Consider the following 22,541-nt stretch of genomic DNA (forward strand, 5'->3'; position numbering starts at 1 on the left):
CATTGTGGTCGTCGCGGTAAGCAATTGACATTGTTGGATCTTTTAGATTTGATGTCCAGTCCGCCCTGGCCACCATTCACTCACTCAAGCATGCAATAGGGCTCCTCGAGGTCGCCGCGGCAGGATGGTCTCGTCAGCTTCGGCGCGCGAATACCAGCTGTCGGACGTCGATCTTTTCGGCCCTGAAACCTGCCTCGCAGTAGCAGAGGTAATATTCCCACAGCCGCCGGAACGGCTCGTCGAACCCGAGCGAGGTCAGGCCCGTCCAGGCGTGGCCGAAGCTCGTTCGCCAGACCGCGATCGTCTTGGCGTAATCCTGTCCAAAGACCCGCTCGCGGATCAGAGGCATCTGCACGCGTTCGCCGAGCGAGCGCAGGACATTCGGCGAAGGCAGCATCCCGCCCGGAAAAATGTATCTCTGGATGAAGTCCACGCGCCGCCGGTAGCTGTCAAAGAGCTCGTCGCGGACGGTGATCGCCTGGATACCGGCAAGACCGCCCGGCTTGAGCCGTTGATGAAGTTGATTGAAGTATGTCGGCCAGAACGGCTCGCCGACGGCCTCGATCATCTCGATCGAGGCGATACGGTCGAACTGCCCGTCCTGATCGCGATAATCCTGCAACCGGACCTCGACTTTTTCGCCGAGCCCGGCTTCGTGGATTCGCCGGCTGGCGTATGCGTGCTGCTCCTTACTGATGGTGAGCGCCAAGACCTTGGCGCCGCAAGTTTTGGCGGCATATTCGGCAAAGCCGCCCCAGCCGCAGCCGATCTCGAGCAGGGTGTGGCCGGGCCGCAGCTCGATCGCTTTCGCCAGCTGTTCGTATTTGTGCCGTTGAGCGGCGAGCAGGTCGGTCGCATCGGGCGAGAACAATGCCGACGAGTAGGTCATGCTCGGATCGAGCCAGGCCGCAAAGAATTCGTTGCCGAGATCATAATGGGCGTGGATATTCAGCCGCGATCCCAGTCGCGTGTTTCGTCGCAACCGATGCAGCGCGCACCGGCAAAGCCGGACCAATGCATTGCCGGCGAAGGCGCTGTCGACCAGGTCGTCGTTGAGACAGAACACGTACAGCAGCTGGGAGAGATGCGGTGTGCTCCAATCGCCTCGAACGTAAGCCTCGGCCATGCCGATATCGCCGCCCAGGAGCAGGCTTCGCGCGAAGGCGTAACTGTTGAGCTCGATGGTCGCGGACGGACCCGGATGCGTTCCCCGCAACACCACCGTTCTACCGTCGGGAAGGCGAACATCCACGGTGCCGAGCTTGAGCCGCGAGGCAAGCCGCAGCGCGAGCCGCGCGAGCAAGGGAACGTCATCGAAACGAGCAGTCTGGTGAGTGGCTGCGAGATCCATGGCTTCACATTCAGCGTTGGTTCGGACGGGGGACGTAAGGAACATTTTTCAGCCAAAGCCGGATCGCTTCCCAATGAATGGCCGCGACGACCTTGAAGGTGAGAAGTGGCAGAGTGACGAGCGTCGCCGACAGCGAGCGGCTGGTCAGCGGGCGGCGTTGCCCAGAGAATGCGGCCGTAAATATCACACCATGCTCATCGCTCTGCACGATTCTGACCTTCACTTGCTGATCGGGCGGGGCAATGCTGAAGCGATATTGCGTTTGCATCTCCATGAAGGGCGAGACGTAGAATCCTTTCGCCTGGCATTGTCGTATGGCGCCGCCGGTGACTGGGTCTTCCACCGGAAGGATGTAGGAATGGATTTCGCCAAAAGTGTTGCGGACTTCGTAGATCAGCAGCGCAAGATTGCCGCAGTTGCCATAGCAGAAGTACATCGAAAGTGGATTGAACACGTAGCCGAAGAGCCGCGGATAGCACAAAAGGAGGATGCGCCCGCCCGACAGATCGACATCGCGTTGTTCGGCCAGGCGTCGCACATGATTGCTCAAGGACGCACCGTCACGGTTGCCGTGATCGGATTCGTGAAAGCTGAAGACTGAAGCGCGATTGACGCCGAACAGGCGAGACTGTCGATCCGCTTCATCAAGCCGGTCGAGGTCGATGAGCAGGTTCATGACCCGGTAAGCGAACCTGTGGTGCACGGGCCGCATACGTGCGTGCATCACCCGGCCCAGATAGAGCGCGGCTGCAGATGACGTCGCTGTTCGTTCTGGAGCGCTCGATTGCAACATCTTCTACTCGGCAGCCTGCGCCAGCAACGCGTCCGACTGTCGCCACGGCACCGCACCGCCAAGTGCCTCGGCGACGGCGATGCCGGAGCGCAAGCCATCCTCGTGGAATCCGTAGCCGGTCCACGCGCCGCAAAACCAGGTACGGCGGCGTCCCTGGATTTCGGGGAGATTCCTTTGCGCGGCGAACGCGCCCGCGTCATACTGTGGATGCGCGAAAGTGAACTTGCCGAAAGTGAGATGAGGCGCCGGCTCGCAAGGGGGATTGAGGCTGACGAATAGCGGCTTGCTGTCGTCGATGCCTTGCAGCCGGTTCATCCAGTAAGTCACCGCGACGTCGTTCTGGGCAGGCGCTTCGCGTCGCCAGCGCAAGAAGTTCCAGGACGCCCATGCATTGCGGCGTTTCGGCATGAGGTTGATGTCGCGGTGCAGATAGGCCGTGTTTGGAGCGTAACGGATCGCGCCGAGAATCGATCTCTCGCGTGGGTCGGCATCCGACAGCATCGCCAGAGTCTGATCGCTGTGACAGGCCATGACGACAGCGTCGTAGCAGTCCTGATTGCCGTGACTGTCGGCGATCGTCACAACGTGCGTGGTGCGATGGATCGACGTCACCGCGCAGCCGAGCCGGATGCTGGCCTTGAACCTGGCCGTGAGCTTCTCGACATAGCGCCGGCTGCCGCCCTGGACGGTCCGCCAGAGCGGCCGATCCAGATGCAACAGCCGGTGATTGTCGAAAAAGGCGATGAAGTTTTCCGCGGGAAAGGCGAGGATCTCGGCTGAGGGGGACGACCAGATGGCGGCCCCCATCGGTCCCAGATAATCGCTGAACAGGCGCGGGCTGAACGCTCCCTGGCGCAGATATTCGCCGAGTGTGAGGGTCTGGAGCCGGCCGGCCCGCAAGTCGGAGACGCTTGCCTTGTTGAAGCGACGGATCTCGGCCAGCATGCGAAAATACGACGGGGAGAAGAGGTTGCGCGGCTGGGCGAACAGGCCGGAGGCGACCTGCAGGAAGGTCTCGCCGCCGCCCCGCCATTCGAATCGGCCTTGGTCGGCCGACATCGCGAAGCTCATGCATGTCTCCTCGGTCTTCACGCCCAGGTGCGCGAACAGAGACGTCAATTCCGGGTAGTTCGGCTCGTTGAACACGATGAAGCCAATGTCGACGTCGATTTCTTCGCCATCGTAGTCAACCCGCACTGTATGACTGTGTCCGCCCGGTCGCAATTCGCGCTCGTAGACGGTCACGACATGACGTTCTGACAGGAGCCATGCGGCGGCATTGCCGGCAATTCCCGTCCCGATCACCGCCAAACGCATGCTTTGTCGCCCCCAAATGCCACCGGCGACGGCCGGAACATCCGGTTTCGGGCCAATGTCGTCCGTCGCCTGGCTTAGGACAGCTCCAATAGCTGATCTGTCCACCCGCGCTTAAGGAAACGTTCCGGCGGACAGCGTGGATCACTCGCGAAACCGGGGCACGGGGCGGACGTAAGGATCCGAGTTTGAGTATGGTGAGACATGGATTTGCTGCAGATACTGATCGTCGCCGGCATCGCGCTTGCGCTTTCGCTGTTGATGGGGCTGGCCTGGATCGTTCAGCAGCGAACCGGCAATTCCGGGTGGGTCGACACGATCTGGACCTATTCCGTGGGCCTCGTTGGGGCGGTGGCGGCCCTTTTGCCATTCGGCGAGGCGCTGCAAGTGCGCCAGATGCTCGTAGGCGGGCTCGTGCTGCTTTGGTCGGTGAGGCTCGGGACGCATATCGCCCGGCGCGCCGCGGCGGGTATCGACGATCCGCGCTATGCAAGCTATGCGCAGGAATGGGGCTCACAGGCGCCGCTTCACATGTTTGCTTTCCTGCAGTCGCAGGCCTTCGCCTCGGTGCCGCTGCCATTCGCGGTCTTCCTGGCTGCACACGCTCCGCAGGCCGCCCTGGGAGTCCAGGACTATGTCGGCGCTGCCATCATGCTTGCGGCCGTCGCAGGCGAGGCGATCGCCGACGAGCAATTGCGACGCTTCAAGCGCAACAAGGCAAACGCGGGCCTGGTCTGCAATATTGGGCTTTGGCGCTGGTCGCGTCATCCGAATTATTTCTTCGAATGGCTCGGATGGCTCGCCTATCCGATGATCGCGCTGTCGCCGGGCTACGCATGGGGCTGGGAGAGCCTGATCGCGCCGGCGATCATGTACTGGATACTCGTGCACGTGACCGGAATACCCCCGCTAGAAGTCCAGATGCTGCGATCCCGCGGCGGTCGGTATCGGGACTATCAGGCACGCACCAGCGCTTTCTTTCCACGGCCGCCCAAGAAGGCGCCGGAATGATCGGAGCTCCGGCCGCACGATCTGGTTCAAGGGCGTGACAGGGTTGGGCGGCAAGGGGGAACGAGCGCGTAAGTGATCCAGCGAAGGGCTCACGTCGTTTACAGGCGTTGCCTTTGTCAAACCGGTTGCGACACCACCGGAGGAGAGACCGGACATGAGCCTGCTTTTCGCGTATCTGTCGGTGGCTGCGACCTTCGTTGCGCTCGACATGATCTGGCTCAAGACCATGGTTGAGAGACTTTACCGGCCGGTGCTGGGCGACATGTTGCGCTCGCAGCCCGACCTCGCCGCCGCCGCAGTGTTCTATCTGGCCTATCCCGTCGGCCTGATCTGGTTCGCGGTGCTGCCGGCTCAGCAGGATGGTGGCGCGCTGCGTGCCTTCACGTCCGGCGTGATGCTGGGCTGCTTCACCTATGCGACCTACGATCTGACCAACCAGGCCACGCTGCGCAATTGGTCGACGGGGCTCACTGTTGCGGACGTGTGCTGGGGATCCGTCCTCGCCGGTGTCAGCGCCTGGACCGGATTTCTCGTCGCTCAAAAAATAGCGCATTGATCATGGACGGGACGCACAACGGAGCACTGCGACACGATGGCGACCGGAAGCGCGGCAGCTGGTACCGATGCGCCGCTTTCCTGTTCCTGGTTCCTGCTGCGGGGATTCTGATCGGGGTCTTGAACCGTCCAGGAGTCTGGTACGCGGCGCTCGACAAGCCATCGTTCAATCCGCCGGATGCGGTGTTCGCACCGGTCTGGACGGCTCTGTTCCTGATGATCGCCGTGGCGGGATTCCGCACCTTCGAGGCGGAGCCGCGCGGAACGACGATGAGATTATGGGCTCTGCAGATGATCCTGAATTTTGCATGGTCTCCCATCTTCTTTTCGCTTCATCGCATGGACGTGGCGCTCGGCGTCATTGTTGCGCTGTTCGCCGTGATCCTCGCCTTCGTCTGGCGACAATGGGCGAACGATCGGCTGGCAGCGGCGCTTTTCATTCCCTATGCCGGCTGGGTGGGTTTTGCGACCTTGCTGAACATCTCGTTGCTCCGTCTCAATTAGGATCAGACTCAGAGCTGACTTCATAGCGTCGAACGGGTGAGCGTGGCGCCGAATTCAGAGATCCGTCGCTCCATCGCACTCGTCAAACGCGTCGCGGGTCGCCGCGATCTTGTCGGAGAGCGAGGTGAATGCGATCTGGACACTCCGCTTGGCATCGTCGTCAAGCACCAGGTGCGCAAGATCGACCAGTCGATCACCGAAGCGCGCCATGACAACGAGCAGTTGATCGAGCCCATCAGCGGGCTGCTCGGCGGCCAGACGGTCGACCTCCTTCACCATCTGCTCAAGCCTCGCAACGGAGGACACAAGCGGGTCCTGGTGTCCACGGTTTGGGAATTCGATGATCTCTGCGGCCACGCGCGGGTTCCTCGTCTGCTTCAGGCTGCAGCCGATGCGGCAAGGCAATCCTTGCGCACCGCCAGAAGGGTTCGGTGCAACCAAGTCTTGATGGTGCCGACCGGCACACCGAAGCGCCGCGACAAGCTCGCGCGGCTCTCACCCTCGAGATAGGCCAGCGCCACCAGTCTGCGGCGGTCTTCCGGCAAACGAGCCAGCACGCTGCGTGCGATCGGGTCGGCGCGGGCGTAGTCGAAATCGTCGATCGACGGCTGATCAGCAATTGTCGGGACCAGAAGTGCCTCGTCGAGCTCGTGAGTCGGCAGGGTTCTGACCCGCAGATGGTCGATGGCGGTGTTCCGGGCGATCGCGGACATCCAGGTCATCGCTGAAGCACGGCCGCTGTCGAACCGACCCGCGTTGCGCCAGATCTTCAGATAGGTTTCCTGAAGAATGTCCTCGATGTCGTGGGGCGGAGTTCCGACGGCGAGCGCTGTCCTGCGCAGCCTGCTCCGTGTCAGCATATGCAGCGCTGCGAAGGCCCGTGTGTCGCCCGCCGAAACGCATTCCAGCAGTTCGGGCAATGTTTCGCTCTGCGCCTGTCGTGTCAGGCTTAAGCCGGCCATGATTTGTCTCCCTTGCGTTTCCTTCGAAACGCTCCGGACTCGCGTTCGGATCACCCGGCGGAAGAAGGAGGCGAGCGGATCAAAGCCGCACGAATGGCCCGATCAGCCTGCCGAGCAGGCCGTTCATGCGTAGGTCGCCCGTCATTGCGACGAGGCAAAGACATGGGCCCTCGTCGCCCACCACAGGCCGATGATCGATCTCATCGTCGCCATAGTCGAAATCACCCGGACCAAATCGGCCGCCCTCGTGGCTGAAGCTGCCCTGGAGCACGAGGGTCAGTTCGGTTCCGGTGTGCGTGTGTTCGAGCATGCGGCTCCCCGGCGCGGAGCGAAGCAGAAATGCCCGCGCCGTGCCCGATCCGGACAACTCGATCGGTCGCATGCTCAGACCCGGAGCGATGCGCCTGCGCTTGCCGATGCGGTAGTTTCGCAGCGCCGCCGGAACATCCTGCTCGCTGCCGCGAGCGGCCTCGGAAATCCGCGCCGCTCGTTCTTCAAGAGCGTCGTGAATGCGCGACATCACCTGCTCGAACGCATCCGATGCGACCGGCACCGGCTCGACATCTTCAAGAGCCAAGCCGCCAAGTTGCTCGATGGCCTGCACGAACCGGCCGCACCGCGCGCAACCCGCAACGTGCACCCCCACCACCAATTGATGGGCTTCTTCCAACCTGCCGGCCGCAAAGTCGGCCAGAAGATCTTCCGGCGGATGATGGCTGATCGTCATGCTTCTTCGTCCAATATGTCTCTCAAGCGGTTCATCGCCAGCCTGATCCGCGACTTCACCGTTCCGAGCGGAATGCCAAGCAGGCTCGCGATTTCCGGGTGCGGCTTCTCCTCGATGAACGACAACCTCACCACCATGGATTGCTCCATCGAGAGCCGCTCGACCGCCGAATTGATCCGCGCGGCGTCCTGCACGCGGGACATGACGGCATCCGCCGGTTCGGCGGGATCCGGCGTCTCGGGAAGCTCAGCGGTGCCCCGCAGGCGGTCCGCCCGCGCTCTGCTGCGGAACAAATCGATGCGCAGGTTGCGCGCGATGGTGAATATCCATGCCACCGCTCCGGCCGTCGCCGGATCGAACTGGCCTGCCTTCCGCCAGACCGCGATCATGGCATTCTGAGCAATCTCCTCCGCCTCGTCTGAACTGCACCCGGCCTTCAGCATCAGTCCCTTGATGCGTGGCGCGAAATGCTCGAATAGGCGCTTGAAGGCCTCCCGGTCTCGGGTCGAGGCGACGCGTCCGATCAGATCAGCCCAGTCCACCTTTGTGTTCGGCCCTTTGCTCGTGCCAGTCGACAGCCGCGCTTCAGTCCTCCGGGGAAAACCAGCCTTCGCCCGGATGGGCGCATCTAAAGCTCGGATAGCAGCGATCATAGCGCCTCGACAAGCGACCTGTAGGTCTGGGAACGAACGAGGACAGGCCCTAGATCACCGCGGAATGATCATTTCGACAGGTTCCGGCGCCGTCCGCGCAGAGGTCCGGCCGACCGCGCCGTCTCTCCCGGGCCTCACACCGGAAACGTCAGCGATTTCGCGAGCCTGACCAGATCGACCTGGCGCCGGCAGCCGGTCTTTTCGACTAACGAAGCCATGATGCGCGCCAGGTCACGCGAAGAGTTCTACGATCTTCGCCGAAATGGCGCGATTGCATCGAGACGGGACGTCGATTGTGACGCCCCAATAACAATCCAGCTATGGTCCTGGTTTAGCCGCAAGTAGGCCATTGAGGAAGGCTGTCTCACTCGAGAGGGTCATTTCCTTTCGGCTCTTGCAAGAACTTCGGCATGTGGTTACGCGGTTCACGATCACGCGGAGCGGGACGTTCGGACGGGTCGCGGCCGAGCTTGGACTGCAGCTCGACGAGGTCGGTGAAGACGTCGGCCTGGCGGCGCAACTCGTCGGCGATCATCGGCGGCTGGCTGGCGATCGTGGAAATCACGGTGACCCGCACGCCGCGGCGCTGAACGGCCTCCACCATATACCGGAAGTCGCCGTCGCCCGAGAACAGCACCATCTGGTCGATGTGCTCGGCGCTCGGGCACGATGTGGTTGAAGCGGGATCGGCCGAAGAGGCGCTTCGACTGCTGAACCGGGGGCTCACTCCCGATTTCGTCGTGACGGATCACCTCATGCCGGGCATGTCCGGTACCGAACTCGCCCGAGCGGCGCTTCAGACCATTCTTGATGGACGAATTTGCGGGTGCCCGTGGCTTTGGTTAGCAGGATCTCTAACAGATGCGTTGCGTAAGTTACCCAGGCTGGCGAATGGAGGCTGCGAAACTGGAGCAATGCCGTCAGCGGCTGCCGCCTACGGTGTCGGCGACCTTCGCTCCCCTCGACCCCATTGGCTTGGATGTGCCGGTGGTGGTGTCGCGCTCGGTCTGATGTTCCATCTCCGCGTCGACCTCCGCACCGAGCAGGATGACGATGGCGGAGATCCACAGCCAAGTCATGAAGCCGATGATCGCCCCAAGTGAGCCGTAAGTTTCGTTGAACTTGCCGAAGTTTGCGGCGTACCAGGAGAAGGCCCCCGTGGACGCCAGTGACCAACCGATCGACTGCCGCTCTGAAACGTCTGGGTGTTCAGTCATGCTTCTGTCGTCCTTGCCTTTCGAGCCGGGACAACTGTATTCCAGTCACGATCGTTCCTGTACCGCTTCGCGCGTCGACGCACGGCAGTCGCGGATTTTGCAACCGAGGACGATCCCGGCCAAAGAAGCGCCGACCGCGTTTGCGGCGATGATGACCCAATCGCCGCGCATCGCCCCATAGACGACCCACAAAGCCAACCCCGTGGTCAGCGCTACCAACATTCCCATGGAGAGATCGGCGGTAGATCCGCGGGGCCACGCCTTTCGGACCTGTGGGACGTAGGAGAGCGAAGCAAGGAAGGCAGCAAGTCCGCCCAGATAGGTGGTGAGATCGTGTGACATCTGGTTACCTCTCCGGTGCACCGGCTGAACGGACCTCCGCTGGAAGGGTTCCGGAGCTAAGGAGGGTTAAGCAGCTGAGGTGCGCAGGACGTCAGGGCAAAGGAGTGGTGCTGCGCTTCGCTCTAGCGCGCTTACGCCCCGGCGGTGCTGGATGACCGCGTATCTTTACGAGCTTGCGATACACAGACGTTTACCGCCTGCCGGAGCGAGGTGACGTAGTAATCGGCGCCGATCACAGTCTGAACCTGTCGGTCTCTCAGAACGTCATCTTCGGCTGGCCACAATCCGACAAGGACGGGTACGCCTGGAGCTCTTCGCTTCAATCGCTGCAGAAGGTAGCGCAGGTGCGAAGGGCTGCCCCGAATATCGAGGTAGGAGATGCAGATCATGACGGTACCTGTCACCTCCAGCGCGTTGATGGCTTCGCGCGAGGCGGCGTCATACCTCGTGACCCGCGCGCCCAGACCATGCTTCCCGAGAAGTTGCGCCAACATCGCAGACGCTGCTTCATCGAGCGGTCCCTTGCCGGCAAGGCATAGAACGGGGGCTGCTCCTTGCCATGGGGCCGAAAGCGCGGATCTGTGCGGGCAATCTTCGGGCGCCGCATTGCTGGGGATGCCCCGTTGATCTCTAGGCGTGCCGGCAGGCTGCGTGTCCAGCGAAGAAGGATCCTGGTCCTCGTGCTCGGCCAGTTCGCGGATGAGCCCCTCTATCGTATTCCGCACACGTTCCAGATGCCTTTGCCCGATCACGCCACGTTCGGCATCGTTGGCAGCCAGCTGCAGGCCTTTTAGAGCGACTTCATCGTAATAGGAAGACAGCGATCGTTCCTTCAGCGGCAGCTCGGCGTGATCCTGGGCCTCGTCCGCGTCTCCCGCCAGGAATCGCTGATAGAAACTCTCGACGGGCGTGAGCGGCGGTCGGTCTCCAAGCAGGATGTCCAGGAACTCTAGCCGATCAACATATCGGCCGAGCACAACCAGGCACAGCGTAAGGGGCATCGAAAGCACCAAGCCAATCGAGCCCCAAAGCCAGCTCCAGAAGATCGCAGATACCACAACCGCTAATGGCGAAAGGCCGGTGCTGTGGCCATAAGTATCGGTTCGATGCCCTGGCTTACTCCAAGTTCGACCACGATATAGAGGATCTCTGTCAGATCGCCATCGACCATCCCGGATCGACGGCTGTCGCGAGCGTGATGGGCAAGCCTGCTGATATGAACGAGCCGATGTAAGGCACGAAGCGCAGCAGCCCGGAAAGAATGCCCCACAGCACAGGATTGGGCACGCCGATGAAGAACAATCCCGCGCCGATGATTACACCGAACGCCGAATTCAATCCGAGTTGAGCCAGAAAGTATCGGCTCAGCCGCTGAGCGGCGTCGTCCAGCGCCACCGTCGTCCGATGGAGGTCCGTGGCACCGAACAGCCGGATCATCCGATCGCGCAGATCTTCCTTCTGCAGCAGCACGAAGATCGAGATCACGAGGACAATTCCCAGCGTTGCGAACGGCGACAGGATAGGGGACAGATACTTTTGAAGTAGCTCGAGCGGGCTCGACGTCGCTGGTTTTGAGCCGGGCTGGTACCCTTGACCGAGGTCTCGGCTCCAGCCGAGCCTTGCGGGACCGTCTGCAGCGGCGTTGCATCGTAACCGATGCGCTCAAGTAGGCCAGAAGCCTTCTCAGCCATGTAGGTGCGGGCGGCCTCGATCTTCCTTTCGATCGTGCCTGCATATTCAGGTGCGCGGGGCGCCAATTGTGCGACCTGCGATCCGATCACCGTCCCAATCGCACCGATGATGGCAATCGCAACAAAAACAGCAATCAGTACAGAAGGTACTCGTCCCAGTCGCCACCTTCGGAGTAGATCGACGAGTGGGCCAGCACGAACGAAAGAAGTATTGCGGCCGTGATCGGCACAAGCACTTCGCGCGCCAAATAGAGCGTCGCTATTACGACGATCCCGATTTGAAACGACAGAAGTGAGGTGATGGCTGGCGCGTCCGCGGCCGGAACGCTTTCCTGCAATAGATCGTCGGAACTCTCGGACTCTGCCACGAAGCACCTTAACCGCTGACGCGGCACCAGCTTGAAGGTAGTCGGCGAACAGTTCGGCGCACAAATTGTTCCCGGAGCGGCGGACCGCGTCCGGCCCCTCCACCACCGCTTGCGGGAGTCGGCCATGAGCCGCAAACGCCATGAATGACGGACCCTAGTGGGATGTTCGCGATTGCCGCCTAACAGCATCCCGGCATGGAGGCACTCCCGCAGTCGAGCCCACTGCGGTGATCGCTTCGCTGAGGTGAGGAAAGTGCAAACCGGAATGCCTGAAAATTAATTCCCCCACAGCCGTAGCGTGTACAAATGCCAGACCAGGGTTTGTTCTGAATGAGCGCGCTCCCTTCAATAACGAGCGCGGCGCTATGTCTCCCTAGACCCCTCTCTTCAGGCCCGACTTCAGCTTCCGACTCCAGTCAATGCGTCGCGGTTGCTTCTTGCGCGGCTCCTTGACGATCGGCTGACGCTCCTCGGAACCATCGTCGAACGTCTTCACGAGAAAGCGCTCGGTCCCCTCCTCAATGACTTCTATTCCTACCTGCTTCTTTGCCATTCCCGGAAACGTGAGAGAGGGAACGCAGTTCCACCCGAACCTCTCCGCTTAACGCAGGTTATTCTCGCTCAGCACGAGGAGAGTGGAACATGGATAAAGATCGCGTAGAAGGCGCCGCAACAAACATCAAGGGCAAGATCAAGGAAGGCGTCGGCAAGATGACCGGCGATGCTAAGACAGAAACCGAAGGTCAAGCGGACCAGGTGAAGGGCAAGGCCCAGAACGCCGTCGGCGGAGTGAAAGACAAAGCCCGCGAAGTATTGAACGGCGAGTAGTCTTAACCTCAAGAGCCCTCGCGAAAGCGGGGGCTTTTTGTTGTCTACCAGTAATCTTATGCTCGCTGCCTCGCTGCTCGAGATCTTGGACCTCGACTTACCAACGACTGGCGCGCCCGCGCTCGTCGTCCTGCTCGAGAGCGCACGAAAGAAGACCGGAGTCCTTAGTCAGGCCGCTCCTCGTCTTCCTCGCGCAGCCTCTGGTACGCGGCCTTCAATTTGCCTCGATACGGCCAGCGTTGTTCACGTCGGCCGCCGCCATGATTTCGTTGATCACGCAGTTCTAACGGACAGCTTGAATGTCGACGGCGTGCTGGCAATTGCGCTGGGGTACATCAATTCGATGTGCGTGATGACGGACGGCTTCTCCGACGTCCTTTGCGACCGGTTTGACCAATTCGCGACTCCAACTGAGCTACGCGATCGATCCCGACGCACCTGAGGCGGGAAGCAGTCAACAGGTCAGGACGGGGTTGAGCGCCTAATTCGTCGCGCGACGGCTCGGCGTCAGCGCAAAGGCAGTCACCGAATGGGTCGCCTACTTCATCGAGCACGGGGACCTGCCCGCCGCGAGCAAGCTCGAGGGCCATGAGGACTACATCCGCTCAGCGATCGAAGCCAATCCATCGATCAGCGTGCATGCATTCTGGCAGACGTTCAACAAGGAGCGGGCGAAGGTCGGCTATGGCATCATGTCCAAGTTCATCGCGGATCTCGGATACGAACGGGACGCTGCGGGTCGCCTGACCGCAAAGGCACCGCCCGGAAGCTCCGCTGAGCGGGGCGGAACTGAAAACTAGAGAGTCCGCGGCCGGGGCAACCACGCGCGGGCTCAGGCGACCGAGTTGAGCCTGATCTCGTCGGTGGCGTCGATCCAGCCGAACAGGGCGCGCAGCTCGTCGGCCTTCACCTTGCCCGGCGCTTCGTCTGCTTGGCGGGGATCCCAGGCTTTTCCGAACGTCTCCTCGCCGTAACCGGGATCCGGTTCAGCCCAATTTCGCCGGTGTCGTGATCGAAAGCCGCACCCCCCGGCTGTACGAACTCCTGCATGCCTACGGCGCCGCCAAGTTCAAAGACGGCAGGCATCCGAAGCGTTCGTCGGCTTCGGCAGGTCGCCCGCCTCTGGCGTATGGCGTGCTGCTGGACGAGGATGCCGATTTCTTCGTCTCCGAGATGAGATTTCGCCTAACCAGCTCGTCGATCGCGTTCGGCAGCCGGGATATAGATTCTCCCCCCGAAGGCGACGCTGTGCGACGGCCCGAGGTGGCGGATCGCATGCCGCAGGCGGGTGCCGGGCCCGGGCACCCGCCATGACGACGTCGCCTTGGACCGCGCCCGTGATCGGATGGACGAGTGCGAGCTTGAACCAGCGGTGGGTGCCGGCCGACCTCGCTGTCGCGCCGCTCCGCCCCGAAGTGAGGGGGCACCGATGTCTTCGAGGCACGGTCGGCGAACTCCGCCTGCTCCGGCGTCGTGATCTCGACCCATTCCGGATCATCGTGCTTCCCCGTGATCAGTCGAAATTCAGCCAGTTGAATTCCTGGATGCGCAGCAACGTCGTGGCGTCCATGGCAATCTCCTCTTTGGGAGTCCCCTAGAAGGCCGTCCAGCAAGCCGGAATGCCCGAGGCTACTGACAGAGGACCCCTGGAGCCGCCGGGGCAAGGAGGCGGATCTGCCGGCTCGGTTCGGGCCAAAAGCCGCCCTACGAAAAGTGCGGGTAAACGAGACGCTTACTAGCCTCGACCCGGTCTTAGCGACCTTTCGTATCAATCGCCCCGTTCTTATTGTGCCAACCGATCCATTCTTCCGGAACACGGTCGTGCGAAATCAAGTACTTAGTCGACGCGGTCTTGTGGTGCGGGCATATTTGAACGCAAGGTGCGCCTTTTCGCGCCGTGCAGCATTTTGCCTGTCGCTTGCAACCGCGCGTTTCGGCGCGCGAGCGCAATCGCGAAAAATGAATCGCAATCAATGAGCTAGACTTAACTCCTCCGAGCTCACGTGAGTTCGGATGAGAAACAGCCTTCACTTCAGGTGCGGCAGGTTTTGCGAGTCGCATCAAGGACATCGACTCGAATGCTGAGGCGCTGATCCAGCAGCTTCACACATTGCTGCAATCAGGCCTGTTGCGACGCTACCAGGCGTGCATCCCCATAAAGCCCGGACCAGCTCAATATTTCCTTAAACGCCGGCGCCGCCCGTGAGGCTTGCCAGATGTGGACGATCAGCGTCCGCAGCTCATCCAGCCTGGGCTGGCATGACGTGCTGCCGCGCGGCGCCCTGCGCTTGTCACGCCCCGGCGGGGATGCTGAAGTGCCGCCCTCGATTGTGGTGTGTAGGAGCCGGCGCCGATGGACAGAATTCTCGCAGCCGCAAAGGCGATCGCGCTGGCGCGCCGCAACCATGCGCCGCTCGCGGCGCTCGAGGTTCCTCCGGCCGATGAAGCCGAGGGCTATCAGGTCCAGCGGGCGCTGCACGATCTGCTGCTGCCGCATGCCGGCCCGCTGGTCGGTTACAAGATCGGCTGCACCAGCCAGGTGATGCAGGATTACATCGGGATTCCACACCCATGCGGCGGCGGCGTGTTCCAGAAAGGCGTGCACGACAGCGGCGTGCAGCTCGCGGCTGCCGACTATGTCCGCGTCGGCGTCGAATGCGAGATCGCGGTGCGGCTGAAGCGCAATCTCGCCGCCGGCGAGGCGCCATTCACGGCCGAATGGGTCGGCGAAGCCGTCGAGGCCTATCATCCCGCGATCGAGATCGTCGACGACCGCTATGTGAAGTGGGAAACGATGGGCGCGCCGACGTTGATCGCCGACGATTTCTTCGCCGCCGGCTGCGTGTTGGGCGAGATCGTGCCGCGCTCGTCGGTGCCGGACCTGAAGGCCGTCAAAGGCCGCGCTATCGTCAACGGCGAAGAGGTCAGCCACGGCACCGGCGCCGACGTGCTCGGCCATCCCCACAACGCACTCGCCTGGCTCGCCAACCATCTCGCCGCCGAGGGCAAGGGTCTTCACGCGGGACAGCTCGTCCTGACGGGGAGTCTGGTCAAGACGTTGTGGCTGAAGGCCGGCGACAAGGTGCGGATGGAGCTGGACGGGCTTGGCGTGGTGGAGGCGGAGTTTACGTAGGCTCTGCGGGCACCGCGTCGTCATTCCCCGCGAAGGCGGGGAATCCGGTACGCCGCGGCTTCTCGGTTCATCGCTGACGTCTCGAAATACTGGATCGCCCGCCTTCGCGGGTGGTGACAGTCGAGGGGGCGGAGAGGGGATAGCGGCGTCGCTACAATCGCGCGTCGCTGAGCGCTGTATGCAGCCATCGCCAAAATACATGCGGCCCTCGCCAGGGGAGCTAGCGAGGGCCGCGTCGTACATCGTCGTCCGCGCCTAGGTTCGCGAACACGATGTGGGAGCTCGGGAGAAGCTAGAAGGGCAGCAGCACGTCCATGACTTGCTGGCCGTAGCGCGGTTGCTGCACGTCCATGATCTGGCCGCGGCCGCCGTAGGCGATGCGGGCCTGCGCGATCTTGGTGGAATCGATGGTGTTGTCGCTCTGGATGTCTTCGGGACGGACGATGCCGGCGACGATGAGCTCGCGGATTTCGTAGTTGACGCGGATCTCCTGCTTGCCCTCGACCACGAGGTTGCCGTTGGGCAGGACCTGGGTGACGACCGCCGCGACGTTGGTCTGCAACGCTTCCTTGCGGTCCACGCTTCCTTTGCCCTCGCTGGACGCGGTCGAGTCGGCGGTGAGGATGCGGCCGGGCAACACCTTCTGCGCTTGGGCCCCCAATGTCTTGGCGCCGATGAAGTCGGTGATCCCGGAATCTTCCTTGTTGGTGCGGCTGCGCTGGGTGTCGTTTTCGATATTGGCCTTGTCGGTGATGTTCACGGCCACCGTCAGGATGTCGCCGACCTGATGGGCACGCTGGTCCTTGAAGAAGGCCCGGCTGCCGCTGCGCCACAGCGAGTTCGGATTGTAGGAGGCGACCTCGGGCTTCGGCATCGGCATCTGCACCGGCTTGTAACCGGGCTGCGTCGTCGGATTGTCGATCGCCGACAATTTCGGCTGCTCGCCGATCTGCGACAGACGGTCGATCGAGGAGCAGCCGCTCGCCAGCGCGCACGTCGCCAGCAGCAGGGCAGAGATCGCGATGCGACGGGGACGAAAAGCCGAACTGAACGTGGACATGACTTACTCTGACTTGGCTGGAGCTTGCGAGACGCGAACTTGCGGGATCTGGGCTTGTGCGATCTGGGCCGGGGATGCCGGGGCTTGGACCAGGTTCCGGACGAGGGCTGCGGTATCGACGGGGGCGGGCGCCTCGTCGCGCTTGAGCGAGGAGGTCTGTTCGACCGCGGCCGGCATCGGCGCGGCCTGGCTAGCGCCCTGGACCGTCACCTGGCCGCGGCCGGTGACGACGCCGCTCAGCGTGCGCTTGGTCTGCAGGTTGAGCACGCTGATGGTATCGCCCTCGGCGCCGCTCTCGATCGCCTTGCCGCGCGTGGTGAGATAGATTCCGGGAACCTGGTAGATGACGGTGACGTTCTGGTCGCGCTGCACGAAGTCGGGCTTGACGATGTCGGCGACGCGGATCGGCGTCCCCGCCCGCATCGGCCGGCGCAACTGCATGCCGAGCGTGCGATCGCGCGAGGCGGCCTCACCGGTGACCTCGGCCTTCGGCCGCCGCTCCATGGCGACATCGGACGCCTTCAGGAGATCGACGCGGTCGATGTCGCGCGTCAGCACGGCCACTTCCACCGTTTCGGTCGCGGTGCCGGTGAAACGCAGCTTGGTCGGTGCCGGATTGTTGTCGTTGTTGATCTCGAAGGCGATATCGAAACGGCCGCTGCGGGCGTCGTAGCGGGTTGCCACCGGCTGCAGCACGCCGGTGTTGGAGGCATCCAGCCGCATGTCGGCAATGCCGCGGTCGAACGTGACGGTGATGTTGGCGGCATCGCCAAGTCCAAAGCGGCGCTCGAGCGCCGAGGCGACCGCGGTCTCGAGGTCCTTGTTCACGAGCGTGCGGGCGAGACGGGTGACCTGGACCTCCTTGATGTCGCCGGTCATCACGCCGATCACCTGCTTTGCGCGCAACACCGCCAGCACGTGGGCGACCGGCAGCGCACCGGTGGTGCCGAGATCGGGCGAGCGGTAGACCGGGATCAGCGCGGCCGAGCCGGCATTGTCGATGAGATCGCCGACCCGCACCACGTCCGAGGTCACGGTGATGCTCGCGCGCAGCGTCGGCGTCGCGATGAAGTCGTCGGCGGCCCGTGCGGGCAGCGCCAGCACGAGGAGAGCGGAGATCGTGGCGAGGGTGGTGCGGATCATCGTCATCACCTCAGCGGAACAACGCCGTGGTCGACTGCATCATCTGGTCGGCGGCGCTGATCACCTTGGCGTTCATCTCGTAGGCGCGCTGGGCAGCGATCAGGTCGCTCATCTCCGAGACGACGTCGACATTGGCCTGCTCGAGGCTGCTCTGGGTGATGTTGCCGAAACCCTCGGAGCTCGCGGTACCGTCCTGCGGCGGGCCGGAGGAGGGCGTCTCGGTGAACTGATTGTTGCCGACCGGCTGGAGGCCCGCTTTGTTGATGAATCGGGTCAGGCCGATCTGGCCTTGGACGGCCGAGGTCGACGAACCCGGCAGCGTCACCGAGACCTGGCCCTGCACGTTGATGGTGAGGCCCGAGGCGTTGTTCGGGATCGTAATCGTCGGTTGCACCGGGTTGCCCTGCGCCGTGACGATGCGCCCCTGATTGTCCATCTGGAAGGTGCCGTCGCGGGTGTACTGGTAGCTGCCGTCGGGCATCAGGATCTTGAAGAAACCTTCGCCCGTGATGGCCATGTCGAGGTCGTTGCCGGTCTGCGACAGCGTGCCCTGGGTCATGCTGCGCGGCGTGCCGACGGTCTTGACGCCGCCGCCGATGTCGACGCCGACCGGCAGGATGGTGCCCTGGTCGGACGACTGGGCGCCGACCCGGCGGACGTGTTCGTAGATCAGGTCCTGGAACGCCGCGGTCTGCTTCTTGAAGCCGGTGGTGCGCAGGTTGGCGATGTTGTTGGAGATCACCTGAACGTTGAGTTCCTGTGCCGCCATTCCGGTTGCTGCGGTGTGAAGCGCCTGCATGTCAGTTCTCCCTCAATCAGGCCGGAACGTCGGCGAGCTTCTCGATCGCCGACTTGTGCATGTCACTCTGCTGCTGGAGCAGGTTGGCTATGGCGGTGTAGCTGCGCATGACTTCGACCATGCGGCTCATCTCACCGACCGAGTTCACGTTCGACTTCTCGACATAGCCCTGCTGCACGGTCGACTTGGTGTCGGCCTGCGGGACCGCGGAGCCGATGTCATAAAGGTTGGCGCCCAGCTTGGTCAGCTTGGCCGGATCGTCGAACGAGGCCATGCGGATCTTGCCGCGGATCGAATCGGTTTTGGCCGTGCCCTCGAGCACCGTGACGGTGCCGTCCGGCGCGACGTTGATGTCGTGGTCGGTGGGCTGGAAGGTGATCGGGCCGCTGGTGCCCAGCACGAGGTTGCCGTCGGAGGTGACGAGCTGGCCGGTGCTGTTGAGCGAGAATTTTCCGTCGCGGGTGTAGCGCTCGGCGCCATTGGCCTGAACCGCGAAATAGGCGTTGCCGCTGATCGCCATGTCGAGCGGATTCTTGGTCGGCTCCATCGGCCCCTGGCCGACGTCGCGGAAGGTGCCGCGGTCCTGCACATAGGAGACCCGGCGGTCGGAGCCGACGAAATTGTCCTCACGCGCGTTCGAGTTGAGGTACTCCTCGAACAGCGAATGATCGGCCTTGAAGCCGTTGGTGTTGGCGTTGGCGACGTTGTTGGCGATGACATCCATCTGCCGTTCCAACGTCATCTGTCGTGACAAGCCGATCAGAAGCGCGTTCTGCATCGGAAATCTCCCCTGAGTGAGATCTGCCAGTTCGCTCTCCCAAGCGCATTGGCCGATCCCGTGAACGAGACCTCGGGTTCTCCCAAACCTTGGGTCTCGGTCCTTTCTCAGCGAAACTCGTGCCAGGCGGGAAAATTATGTACTTTCAATACCTTGTCTGTTTTTCGAGGATGCGGGGAGGCGGCAGAAAGGGTCTGTTAGCCATGTTTGCCCGGCAGATTTTTCCTAGTGAAGGCCCAATCGAAAGGTTCCGTTAACCATTATTACCGTAGCGTTTGCGCGTAAGAGGAGCACTGCGCTGGGGCATTTGTATCGCGTCACTGTCTGCCAGGAGCTTCGCTCTTTCGACCCCTTTGAGAGATGAGCGAGCGCGGCGATCATGGCAGAGAATGAAGCGGAAGGCGGCGGAGCCGCTGAGGGCGCGGAAGCCGCTCCGCCCAAGAACAAGTTCAAGCTGATGATCATGGTGGTGGGCCTGCTCGCCGTTCTCGGCGGCGGCGCCGCGACGTGGTTCTTCTTTTTCCGTCACGGCGACGACGAGCATCACGCCGAGGCGGCGCCTCCGCCGAAGCCGCCGGCTTTCGTCGAGGTTCCCGACATCATGGTCAACCTCGCCGGCGCGCCGGGCGAGCGCGTGCAATATCTGAAGCTCAAGATCGTGCTGGAGCTGAAGGAAGAGAAGCAGGTCGAGGCGATCAAGCCGACGATGCCGCGCATCACCGACATCTTCCAGACCTATGCGCGCGAGCTGCGCTCCTCCGACCTCAACGGTTCCGCCGGCATCTTCCGCCTCAAGGAAGAGCTGACCAAGCGCGTCAATGCGGCGGTGGCTCCGGTCCAGGTCAGCGCGGTGCTGTTCAAGGAAGTCGTGATCCAGTGAGCATGACGGGCTAGAGATCATGGCAGGCACCGACCAACCAGACCAGGATGCAATTGCCGCCCAATGGGAGGCCTCGCTCGATTCCGAGGATCCCGCTGAGGCCGCGAAGGCTGCTGCCGAAAACGAACTATCCGAGACCATGGCCCTGCAATGGGCGGCCATGGTCGAGGATGGCAGCCGCGATCTCGGCGCCGGCAAGAATTCCGGCGAACGCGTGCTGTCGCAGGAGGAGATCGACAACCTCCTCGGCTTCGCGGTCGGCGACGTCACGCTCGACGATCATTCCGGCATTCGCGCCATCATCGATTCGGCAATGGTCTCCTACGAGCGTCTGCCGATGCTCGAAATCGTCTTCGACCGCCTGGTGCGATTGCTGACGACCTCCTTACGCAATTTCACCTCCGACAACGTCGAAGTCTCGCTCGACCGCATCACCTCGGTGCGCTTCGGCGACTACATGAACTCGATCCCGCTGCCCGCCGTCCTCACCGTCTTCAAGGCCGAAGAGTGGGACAATTTCGGCATGGCCGTGGTCGATTCCAGCCTGATCTACTCGATGATCGACGTGCTGCTCGGCGGCCGCCGCGGCTCGAGCCAGCTGCGCATCGAGGGCCGGCCCTACACCACGATCGAGACAGAGTTGGTCAAGCGGCTGGTCGAAGTCGTCATGGCCGATGCCGAACAGGCGTTCCGGCCGCTGTCGCCGGTGACCTTCACCATCGACCGGCTCGAGACCAACCCGCGCTTCGCCGCGATCAGCCGTCCTGCCAACGCAGCGATCCTGGTGCGGCTGCGCATCGACATGGAAGATCGCGGCGGCAACATCGAGCTGTTGCTGCCTTACGCGACCATCGAGCCGATCCGGGGCGTCCTGCTCCAGATGTTCATGGGCGAAAAGTTCGGCCGCGACCAGATCTGGGAAGGCCACTTCGCCACCGAGATCGTCCAGGCCGAGATCTCCGTCGACGCCGTGCTCTACGAAGCCGACATTCCGCTCAAGCAACTGATGCGACTGAAGGTCGGGGACACGCTGCCGCTGGACATGCGCGCGGATGCCAGCGTCACCGTTCGCTGCGGCGACGTCACCATCACCGAAGGACGCATGGGCCGGGTCGGCGACCGCGTCGCGATACGGGTGACGAAACCCTTGCGCAAGCCAAGTACGACACTTGCGATGTTCGAAAAGGTCGACGAGCAGAACAAGATGATGGAGGCCCCATGAACCACTCCCTGGGAATGGCGATCGAGACGCTGGTGGCTATCCTGCTGATGCTGACCATCGTCTACTGCGTCACGCTCAACAAGCGACTGACGCGGCTGAAGGCGGACGAGCATTCGCTGAAGGCGGTCATCGGCGAGCTGATCACCGCAACCGAGATCGCCGAGCGCGCGATCGGCGGGCTGAAGCTCGCCGTGCGCGACGTCAACGAGAACCTCGGCAGCCAGCTTGCGGCGGCGACCCAGATGTCCGAGCAGCTCTACAAGCAGCTCGGCGAAGCCGACAACGTGGTGCGGCGCCTGTCCAAGATCGCGATCGCCGCGCGCCCCGTGACGAACCCGGAAACGGTCGCCGCGCCCGCAGCCAAGCCTTCATCGGCGAAGGCGGTGGCGGCTGCGGCCGAAGCCTTCTCCGAGCGCCGACGATCCAACGGTCTTGCGGCATAAAGTCAGGTATGAAGTCTTTTCGCAACATCCGCGTCATTCCGATCGTGCTGGTTGCCGTCGCTGGCTTGGCCACGCTGAAGGTCACGGGTCTTGTGATAAACGGCGGCTATGTCTTCGACTATAAGCCGAGCCAGACCAAGAAGTCGTGGGCGCAGGAGAATCTGAACTTCCCGGCCAGCCGCGAGGATCCCGATATCACGGGCTCGACCCATGGCGCGCCGAAGGAGGCGCCGAAGCCGGCCGCACCCGACACCAAGTCCGAAGGCGCCGCGGTCAAGGAGGAAGCCCAGCCGCAGATCTCCGCCTCGGAGCGCGCGATCCTGGAACGCCTGCAGTCGCGTCGCCAGGAGATCGAGGCCCGCCAGCGCGAGATCGACATCCGCGAGAGCCTGTTGAAATCCGCCGAGAAGCGCATCGAAAACAAGGTCGAGGAGATGAAGGCGGTAGAAACCCGTATCTCCGCGACGCAGGCCGAGCAGAAGGCCGCCGAAGCCCAGCGCATGAAGGGCCTCGTCACCATGTATGAGGGCATGAAGCCCAAGGACGCCGCGCGGGTCTTTGACCGGCTCGAGATGGGCGTGCTGATTGAGATCGCCTCGCAGATCGCGCCGCGAAAAATGTCGGACATCATGGGATTGATGTCCCCGGAGGCCGCCGAGCGGCTGACGGTCGAGATGGCCCGCAGGGCCAATGGCGGCGGCGATCAGTCCGCCTCGGCCGGCGAGCTGCCCAAGATCGACGGCAAGCCGACGCAAAAGCCGAATTGA

27 protein-coding genes and 2 pseudogenes are annotated in these 22,541 nt (G+C 62.7%); 11 read left to right on the top strand and 18 right to left on the bottom strand.

The features are described 5' to 3' along the window. Window positions 1-133 precede the first annotated feature (133 nt). From BcanWU425_RS14515 to BcanWU425_RS14525, 3 genes are read right to left on the bottom strand one after another with little or no spacing between them, the layout of a single operon-like run. The gene (locus tag BcanWU425_RS14515; protein ID WP_204511703.1) at window positions 134-1,351 is read right to left on the bottom strand and encodes an SAM-dependent methyltransferase; all 1,218 of its coding nucleotides are present in this window, start codon (window positions 1,349-1,351) and stop codon (window positions 134-136) included. A 10-nt stretch (window positions 1,352-1,361) separates the two neighbouring features. Next, on the bottom strand, window positions 1,362-2,144 hold the full coding sequence (locus BcanWU425_RS14520) for a DUF1365 domain-containing protein (protein ID WP_204511702.1): 783 nt from the start codon (window positions 2,142-2,144) through the stop codon (window positions 1,362-1,364). A 3-nt stretch (window positions 2,145-2,147) separates the two neighbouring features. Continuing rightward, window positions 2,148-3,461: an NAD(P)/FAD-dependent oxidoreductase gene (locus tag BcanWU425_RS14525; RefSeq protein WP_204511701.1), complete on the bottom strand. Its 1,314-nt coding sequence runs from the start codon at window positions 3,459-3,461 to the stop codon at window positions 2,148-2,150. Between the two features lie 201 nt (window positions 3,462-3,662). Between BcanWU425_RS14525 and BcanWU425_RS14530 the strand changes: the two genes are divergently transcribed. The 3 genes from BcanWU425_RS14530 to BcanWU425_RS14540 all read left to right on the top strand — a co-directional run bounded on the left by BcanWU425_RS14530 (window position 3,663) and on the right by BcanWU425_RS14540 (window position 5,528). After that, a complete protein-coding gene (locus BcanWU425_RS14530) occupies window positions 3,663-4,469 on the top strand; it encodes a DUF1295 domain-containing protein (RefSeq protein ID WP_204511700.1) in 807 nt (268 codons plus the stop codon). Between the two features lie 154 nt (window positions 4,470-4,623). Further along, complete coding sequence (locus tag BcanWU425_RS14535) at window positions 4,624-5,025, top strand: DUF2177 family protein (protein ID WP_204511699.1); 402 nt, start codon at window positions 4,624-4,626, stop codon at window positions 5,023-5,025. 119 nt (window positions 5,026-5,144) lie between these two features. Further along, window positions 5,145-5,528, top strand: coding sequence for a TspO/MBR family protein (locus tag BcanWU425_RS14540; protein ID WP_231190564.1), 384 nt, complete (start codon window positions 5,145-5,147; stop codon window positions 5,526-5,528). A gap of 54 nt (window positions 5,529-5,582) precedes the next feature. On the opposite strand, the gene BcanWU425_RS14545 is transcribed toward BcanWU425_RS14540, so the two are convergent. From BcanWU425_RS14545 to BcanWU425_RS14595, 11 genes and pseudogenes are all read right to left on the bottom strand, one after another. Beyond that, complete coding sequence (locus tag BcanWU425_RS14545; protein WP_204511698.1) at window positions 5,583-5,885, bottom strand: hypothetical protein; 303 nt, start codon at window positions 5,883-5,885, stop codon at window positions 5,583-5,585. Between the two features lie 20 nt (window positions 5,886-5,905). Beyond that, window positions 5,906-6,490 carry an RNA polymerase sigma factor gene (locus tag BcanWU425_RS14550; RefSeq protein WP_204511697.1) on the bottom strand — a complete coding sequence of 195 codons (585 nt, stop codon included), beginning with the start codon at window positions 6,488-6,490 and terminating at the stop codon, window positions 5,906-5,908. Window positions 6,491-6,569: 79 nt separating this feature from the next. Then, a complete protein-coding gene (locus tag BcanWU425_RS14555) occupies window positions 6,570-7,217 on the bottom strand; it encodes a ChrR family anti-sigma-E factor (protein WP_204511696.1) in 648 nt (215 codons plus the stop codon). Then, entirely contained in the window at window positions 7,214-7,759 is a 546-nt protein-coding gene (locus BcanWU425_RS14560; RefSeq protein WP_204513966.1) for a sigma-70 family RNA polymerase sigma factor, read from the bottom strand. Before BcanWU425_RS14560 ends, BcanWU425_RS14555 begins: the two co-directional genes overlap by 4 nt. Window positions 7,760-8,234: 475 nt before the next feature. Further along, window positions 8,235-8,528: pseudogene (locus tag BcanWU425_RS14565) on the bottom strand (NYN domain-containing protein); the annotation flags it as partial. 262 nt (window positions 8,529-8,790) lie between these two features. Next, window positions 8,791-9,024, bottom strand: a pseudogene (locus tag BcanWU425_RS14570) (YihY/virulence factor BrkB family protein); the annotation flags it as partial. 108 nt (window positions 9,025-9,132) lie between these two features. After that, window positions 9,133-9,429: a SemiSWEET family sugar transporter gene (locus tag BcanWU425_RS14575; protein WP_204511694.1), complete on the bottom strand. Its 297-nt coding sequence runs from the start codon at window positions 9,427-9,429 to the stop codon at window positions 9,133-9,135. 131 nt (window positions 9,430-9,560) lie between these two features. After that, window positions 9,561-10,430, bottom strand: coding sequence for a hypothetical protein (locus BcanWU425_RS14580; RefSeq protein ID WP_204511693.1), 870 nt, complete (start codon window positions 10,428-10,430; stop codon window positions 9,561-9,563). A gap of 151 nt (window positions 10,431-10,581) precedes the next feature. Next, on the bottom strand, window positions 10,582-10,959 hold the full coding sequence (locus BcanWU425_RS14585) for an AI-2E family transporter (protein ID WP_204513965.1): 378 nt from the start codon (window positions 10,957-10,959) through the stop codon (window positions 10,582-10,584). 295 nt (window positions 10,960-11,254) lie between these two features. Further along, window positions 11,255-11,488, bottom strand: a complete 234-nt coding sequence (locus BcanWU425_RS14590; RefSeq protein ID WP_204511692.1) for a hypothetical protein — start codon at window positions 11,486-11,488, stop codon at window positions 11,255-11,257. Between the two features lie 373 nt (window positions 11,489-11,861). Beyond that, window positions 11,862-12,041 (bottom strand): hypothetical protein, encoded by a 180-nt coding sequence (locus tag BcanWU425_RS14595; protein ID WP_204511691.1) that lies wholly within the window; start codon window positions 12,039-12,041, stop codon window positions 11,862-11,864. A gap of 89 nt (window positions 12,042-12,130) precedes the next feature. On the opposite strand from BcanWU425_RS14595, the gene BcanWU425_RS14600 reads away from it, so the two are divergent. The 4 genes from BcanWU425_RS14600 to BcanWU425_RS14615 all read left to right on the top strand — a co-directional run bounded on the left by BcanWU425_RS14600 (window position 12,131) and on the right by BcanWU425_RS14615 (window position 15,449). Further along, a complete protein-coding gene (locus tag BcanWU425_RS14600) occupies window positions 12,131-12,316 on the top strand; it encodes a CsbD family protein (RefSeq protein WP_063994501.1) in 186 nt (61 codons plus the stop codon). Between the two features lie 58 nt (window positions 12,317-12,374). Next, window positions 12,375-12,758: a hypothetical protein gene (locus BcanWU425_RS14605; protein ID WP_204511690.1), complete on the top strand. Its 384-nt coding sequence runs from the start codon at window positions 12,375-12,377 to the stop codon at window positions 12,756-12,758. 566 nt (window positions 12,759-13,324) lie between these two features. Then, the gene (locus tag BcanWU425_RS14610; protein WP_204511689.1) at window positions 13,325-13,630 is read left to right on the top strand and encodes a hypothetical protein; all 306 of its coding nucleotides are present in this window, start codon (window positions 13,325-13,327) and stop codon (window positions 13,628-13,630) included. A gap of 1,039 nt (window positions 13,631-14,669) precedes the next feature. Further along, window positions 14,670-15,449: a 2-keto-4-pentenoate hydratase gene (locus BcanWU425_RS14615; protein WP_018456425.1), complete on the top strand. Its 780-nt coding sequence runs from the start codon at window positions 14,670-14,672 to the stop codon at window positions 15,447-15,449. 292 nt (window positions 15,450-15,741) lie between these two features. Here BcanWU425_RS14615 and flgH read toward each other — a convergent pair whose 3' ends face one another. Genes flgH through flgF form a run of 4 tightly spaced genes read right to left on the bottom strand, consistent with a single transcriptional unit; the run spans window position 15,742 to window position 19,229 of the window. After that, the gene (gene flgH / locus BcanWU425_RS14620) at window positions 15,742-16,509 is read right to left on the bottom strand and encodes a flagellar basal body L-ring protein FlgH (protein ID WP_018456424.1); all 768 of its coding nucleotides are present in this window, start codon (window positions 16,507-16,509) and stop codon (window positions 15,742-15,744) included. 3 nt (window positions 16,510-16,512) lie between these two features. Further along, the gene (gene flgA / locus BcanWU425_RS14625; RefSeq protein ID WP_204511688.1) at window positions 16,513-17,652 is read right to left on the bottom strand and encodes a flagellar basal body P-ring formation chaperone FlgA; all 1,140 of its coding nucleotides are present in this window, start codon (window positions 17,650-17,652) and stop codon (window positions 16,513-16,515) included. A gap of 10 nt (window positions 17,653-17,662) precedes the next feature. Further along, the gene (flgG, locus tag BcanWU425_RS14630) at window positions 17,663-18,451 is read right to left on the bottom strand and encodes a flagellar basal-body rod protein FlgG (protein ID WP_007602131.1); all 789 of its coding nucleotides are present in this window, start codon (window positions 18,449-18,451) and stop codon (window positions 17,663-17,665) included. Between the two features lie 16 nt (window positions 18,452-18,467). After that, a complete protein-coding gene (flgF, locus tag BcanWU425_RS14635; RefSeq protein ID WP_204511687.1) occupies window positions 18,468-19,229 on the bottom strand; it encodes a flagellar basal-body rod protein FlgF in 762 nt (253 codons plus the stop codon). Between the two features lie 379 nt (window positions 19,230-19,608). On the opposite strand from flgF, the gene fliL reads away from it, so the two are divergent. From fliL to BcanWU425_RS14655, 4 genes are read left to right on the top strand one after another with little or no spacing between them, the layout of a single operon-like run. Further along, window positions 19,609-20,109: a flagellar basal body-associated protein FliL gene (fliL, locus tag BcanWU425_RS14640; RefSeq protein WP_007602133.1), complete on the top strand. Its 501-nt coding sequence runs from the start codon at window positions 19,609-19,611 to the stop codon at window positions 20,107-20,109. 19 nt (window positions 20,110-20,128) lie between these two features. Then, the gene (gene fliM, locus BcanWU425_RS14645) at window positions 20,129-21,331 is read left to right on the top strand and encodes a flagellar motor switch protein FliM (protein WP_018456420.1); all 1,203 of its coding nucleotides are present in this window, start codon (window positions 20,129-20,131) and stop codon (window positions 21,329-21,331) included. Further along, window positions 21,328-21,774 (top strand): DUF6468 domain-containing protein, encoded by a 447-nt coding sequence (locus tag BcanWU425_RS14650; RefSeq protein ID WP_026233172.1) that lies wholly within the window; start codon window positions 21,328-21,330, stop codon window positions 21,772-21,774. The genes fliM and BcanWU425_RS14650 overlap by 4 nt, the downstream gene beginning before the upstream one ends. 8 nt (window positions 21,775-21,782) lie before the next feature. Then, on the top strand, window positions 21,783-22,541 hold the full coding sequence (locus BcanWU425_RS14655) for a MotE family protein (RefSeq protein WP_018456418.1): 759 nt from the start codon (window positions 21,783-21,785) through the stop codon (window positions 22,539-22,541).

It is taken from the genome of Bradyrhizobium sp. WU425 (assembly GCF_021052305.1).
Taxonomy (GTDB): domain Bacteria; phylum Pseudomonadota; class Alphaproteobacteria; order Rhizobiales; family Xanthobacteraceae; genus Bradyrhizobium; species Bradyrhizobium canariense_D.

Coding starts and splice junctions, on each gene's coding strand:
- BcanWU425_RS14605 (WP_204511690.1), top strand. CDS start 12,375: ATGCTCGCTGCCTCGCTGCTCGAGATCTTGGACCTCGACTTACCAACG.
- BcanWU425_RS14515 (WP_204511703.1), bottom strand. CDS start 1,351: ATGGATCTCGCAGCCACTCACCAGACTGCTCGTTTCGATGACGTTCCC.
- BcanWU425_RS14555 (WP_204511696.1), bottom strand. CDS start 7,217: ATGACGATCAGCCATCATCCGCCGGAAGATCTTCTGGCCGACTTTGCG.
- BcanWU425_RS14530 (WP_204511700.1), top strand. CDS start 3,663: ATGGATTTGCTGCAGATACTGATCGTCGCCGGCATCGCGCTTGCGCTT.
- BcanWU425_RS14650 (WP_026233172.1), top strand. CDS start 21,328: ATGAACCACTCCCTGGGAATGGCGATCGAGACGCTGGTGGCTATCCTG.
- flgH (WP_018456424.1), bottom strand. CDS start 16,509: ATGTCCACGTTCAGTTCGGCTTTTCGTCCCCGTCGCATCGCGATCTCT.
- fliM (WP_018456420.1), top strand. CDS start 20,129: ATGGCAGGCACCGACCAACCAGACCAGGATGCAATTGCCGCCCAATGG.
- flgG (WP_007602131.1), bottom strand. CDS start 18,451: ATGCAGGCGCTTCACACCGCAGCAACCGGAATGGCGGCACAGGAACTC.
- BcanWU425_RS14535 (WP_204511699.1), top strand. CDS start 4,624: ATGAGCCTGCTTTTCGCGTATCTGTCGGTGGCTGCGACCTTCGTTGCG.
- flgF (WP_204511687.1), bottom strand. CDS start 19,229: ATGCAGAACGCGCTTCTGATCGGCTTGTCACGACAGATGACGTTGGAA.
- flgA (WP_204511688.1), bottom strand. CDS start 17,652: ATGATCCGCACCACCCTCGCCACGATCTCCGCTCTCCTCGTGCTGGCG.
- BcanWU425_RS14600 (WP_063994501.1), top strand. CDS start 12,131: ATGGATAAAGATCGCGTAGAAGGCGCCGCAACAAACATCAAGGGCAAG.
- BcanWU425_RS14580 (WP_204511693.1), bottom strand. CDS start 10,430: ATGCCCCTTACGCTGTGCCTGGTTGTGCTCGGCCGATATGTTGATCGG.
- BcanWU425_RS14520 (WP_204511702.1), bottom strand. CDS start 2,144: ATGTTGCAATCGAGCGCTCCAGAACGAACAGCGACGTCATCTGCAGCC.
- BcanWU425_RS14595 (WP_204511691.1), bottom strand. CDS start 12,041: ATGGCAAAGAAGCAGGTAGGAATAGAAGTCATTGAGGAGGGGACCGAG.
- BcanWU425_RS14550 (WP_204511697.1), bottom strand. CDS start 6,490: ATGGCCGGCTTAAGCCTGACACGACAGGCGCAGAGCGAAACATTGCCC.
- fliL (WP_007602133.1), top strand. CDS start 19,609: ATGGCAGAGAATGAAGCGGAAGGCGGCGGAGCCGCTGAGGGCGCGGAA.
- BcanWU425_RS14575 (WP_204511694.1), bottom strand. CDS start 9,429: ATGTCACACGATCTCACCACCTATCTGGGCGGACTTGCTGCCTTCCTT.
- BcanWU425_RS14615 (WP_018456425.1), top strand. CDS start 14,670: ATGGACAGAATTCTCGCAGCCGCAAAGGCGATCGCGCTGGCGCGCCGC.
- BcanWU425_RS14525 (WP_204511701.1), bottom strand. CDS start 3,461: ATGCGTTTGGCGGTGATCGGGACGGGAATTGCCGGCAATGCCGCCGCA.
- BcanWU425_RS14655 (WP_018456418.1), top strand. CDS start 21,783: ATGAAGTCTTTTCGCAACATCCGCGTCATTCCGATCGTGCTGGTTGCC.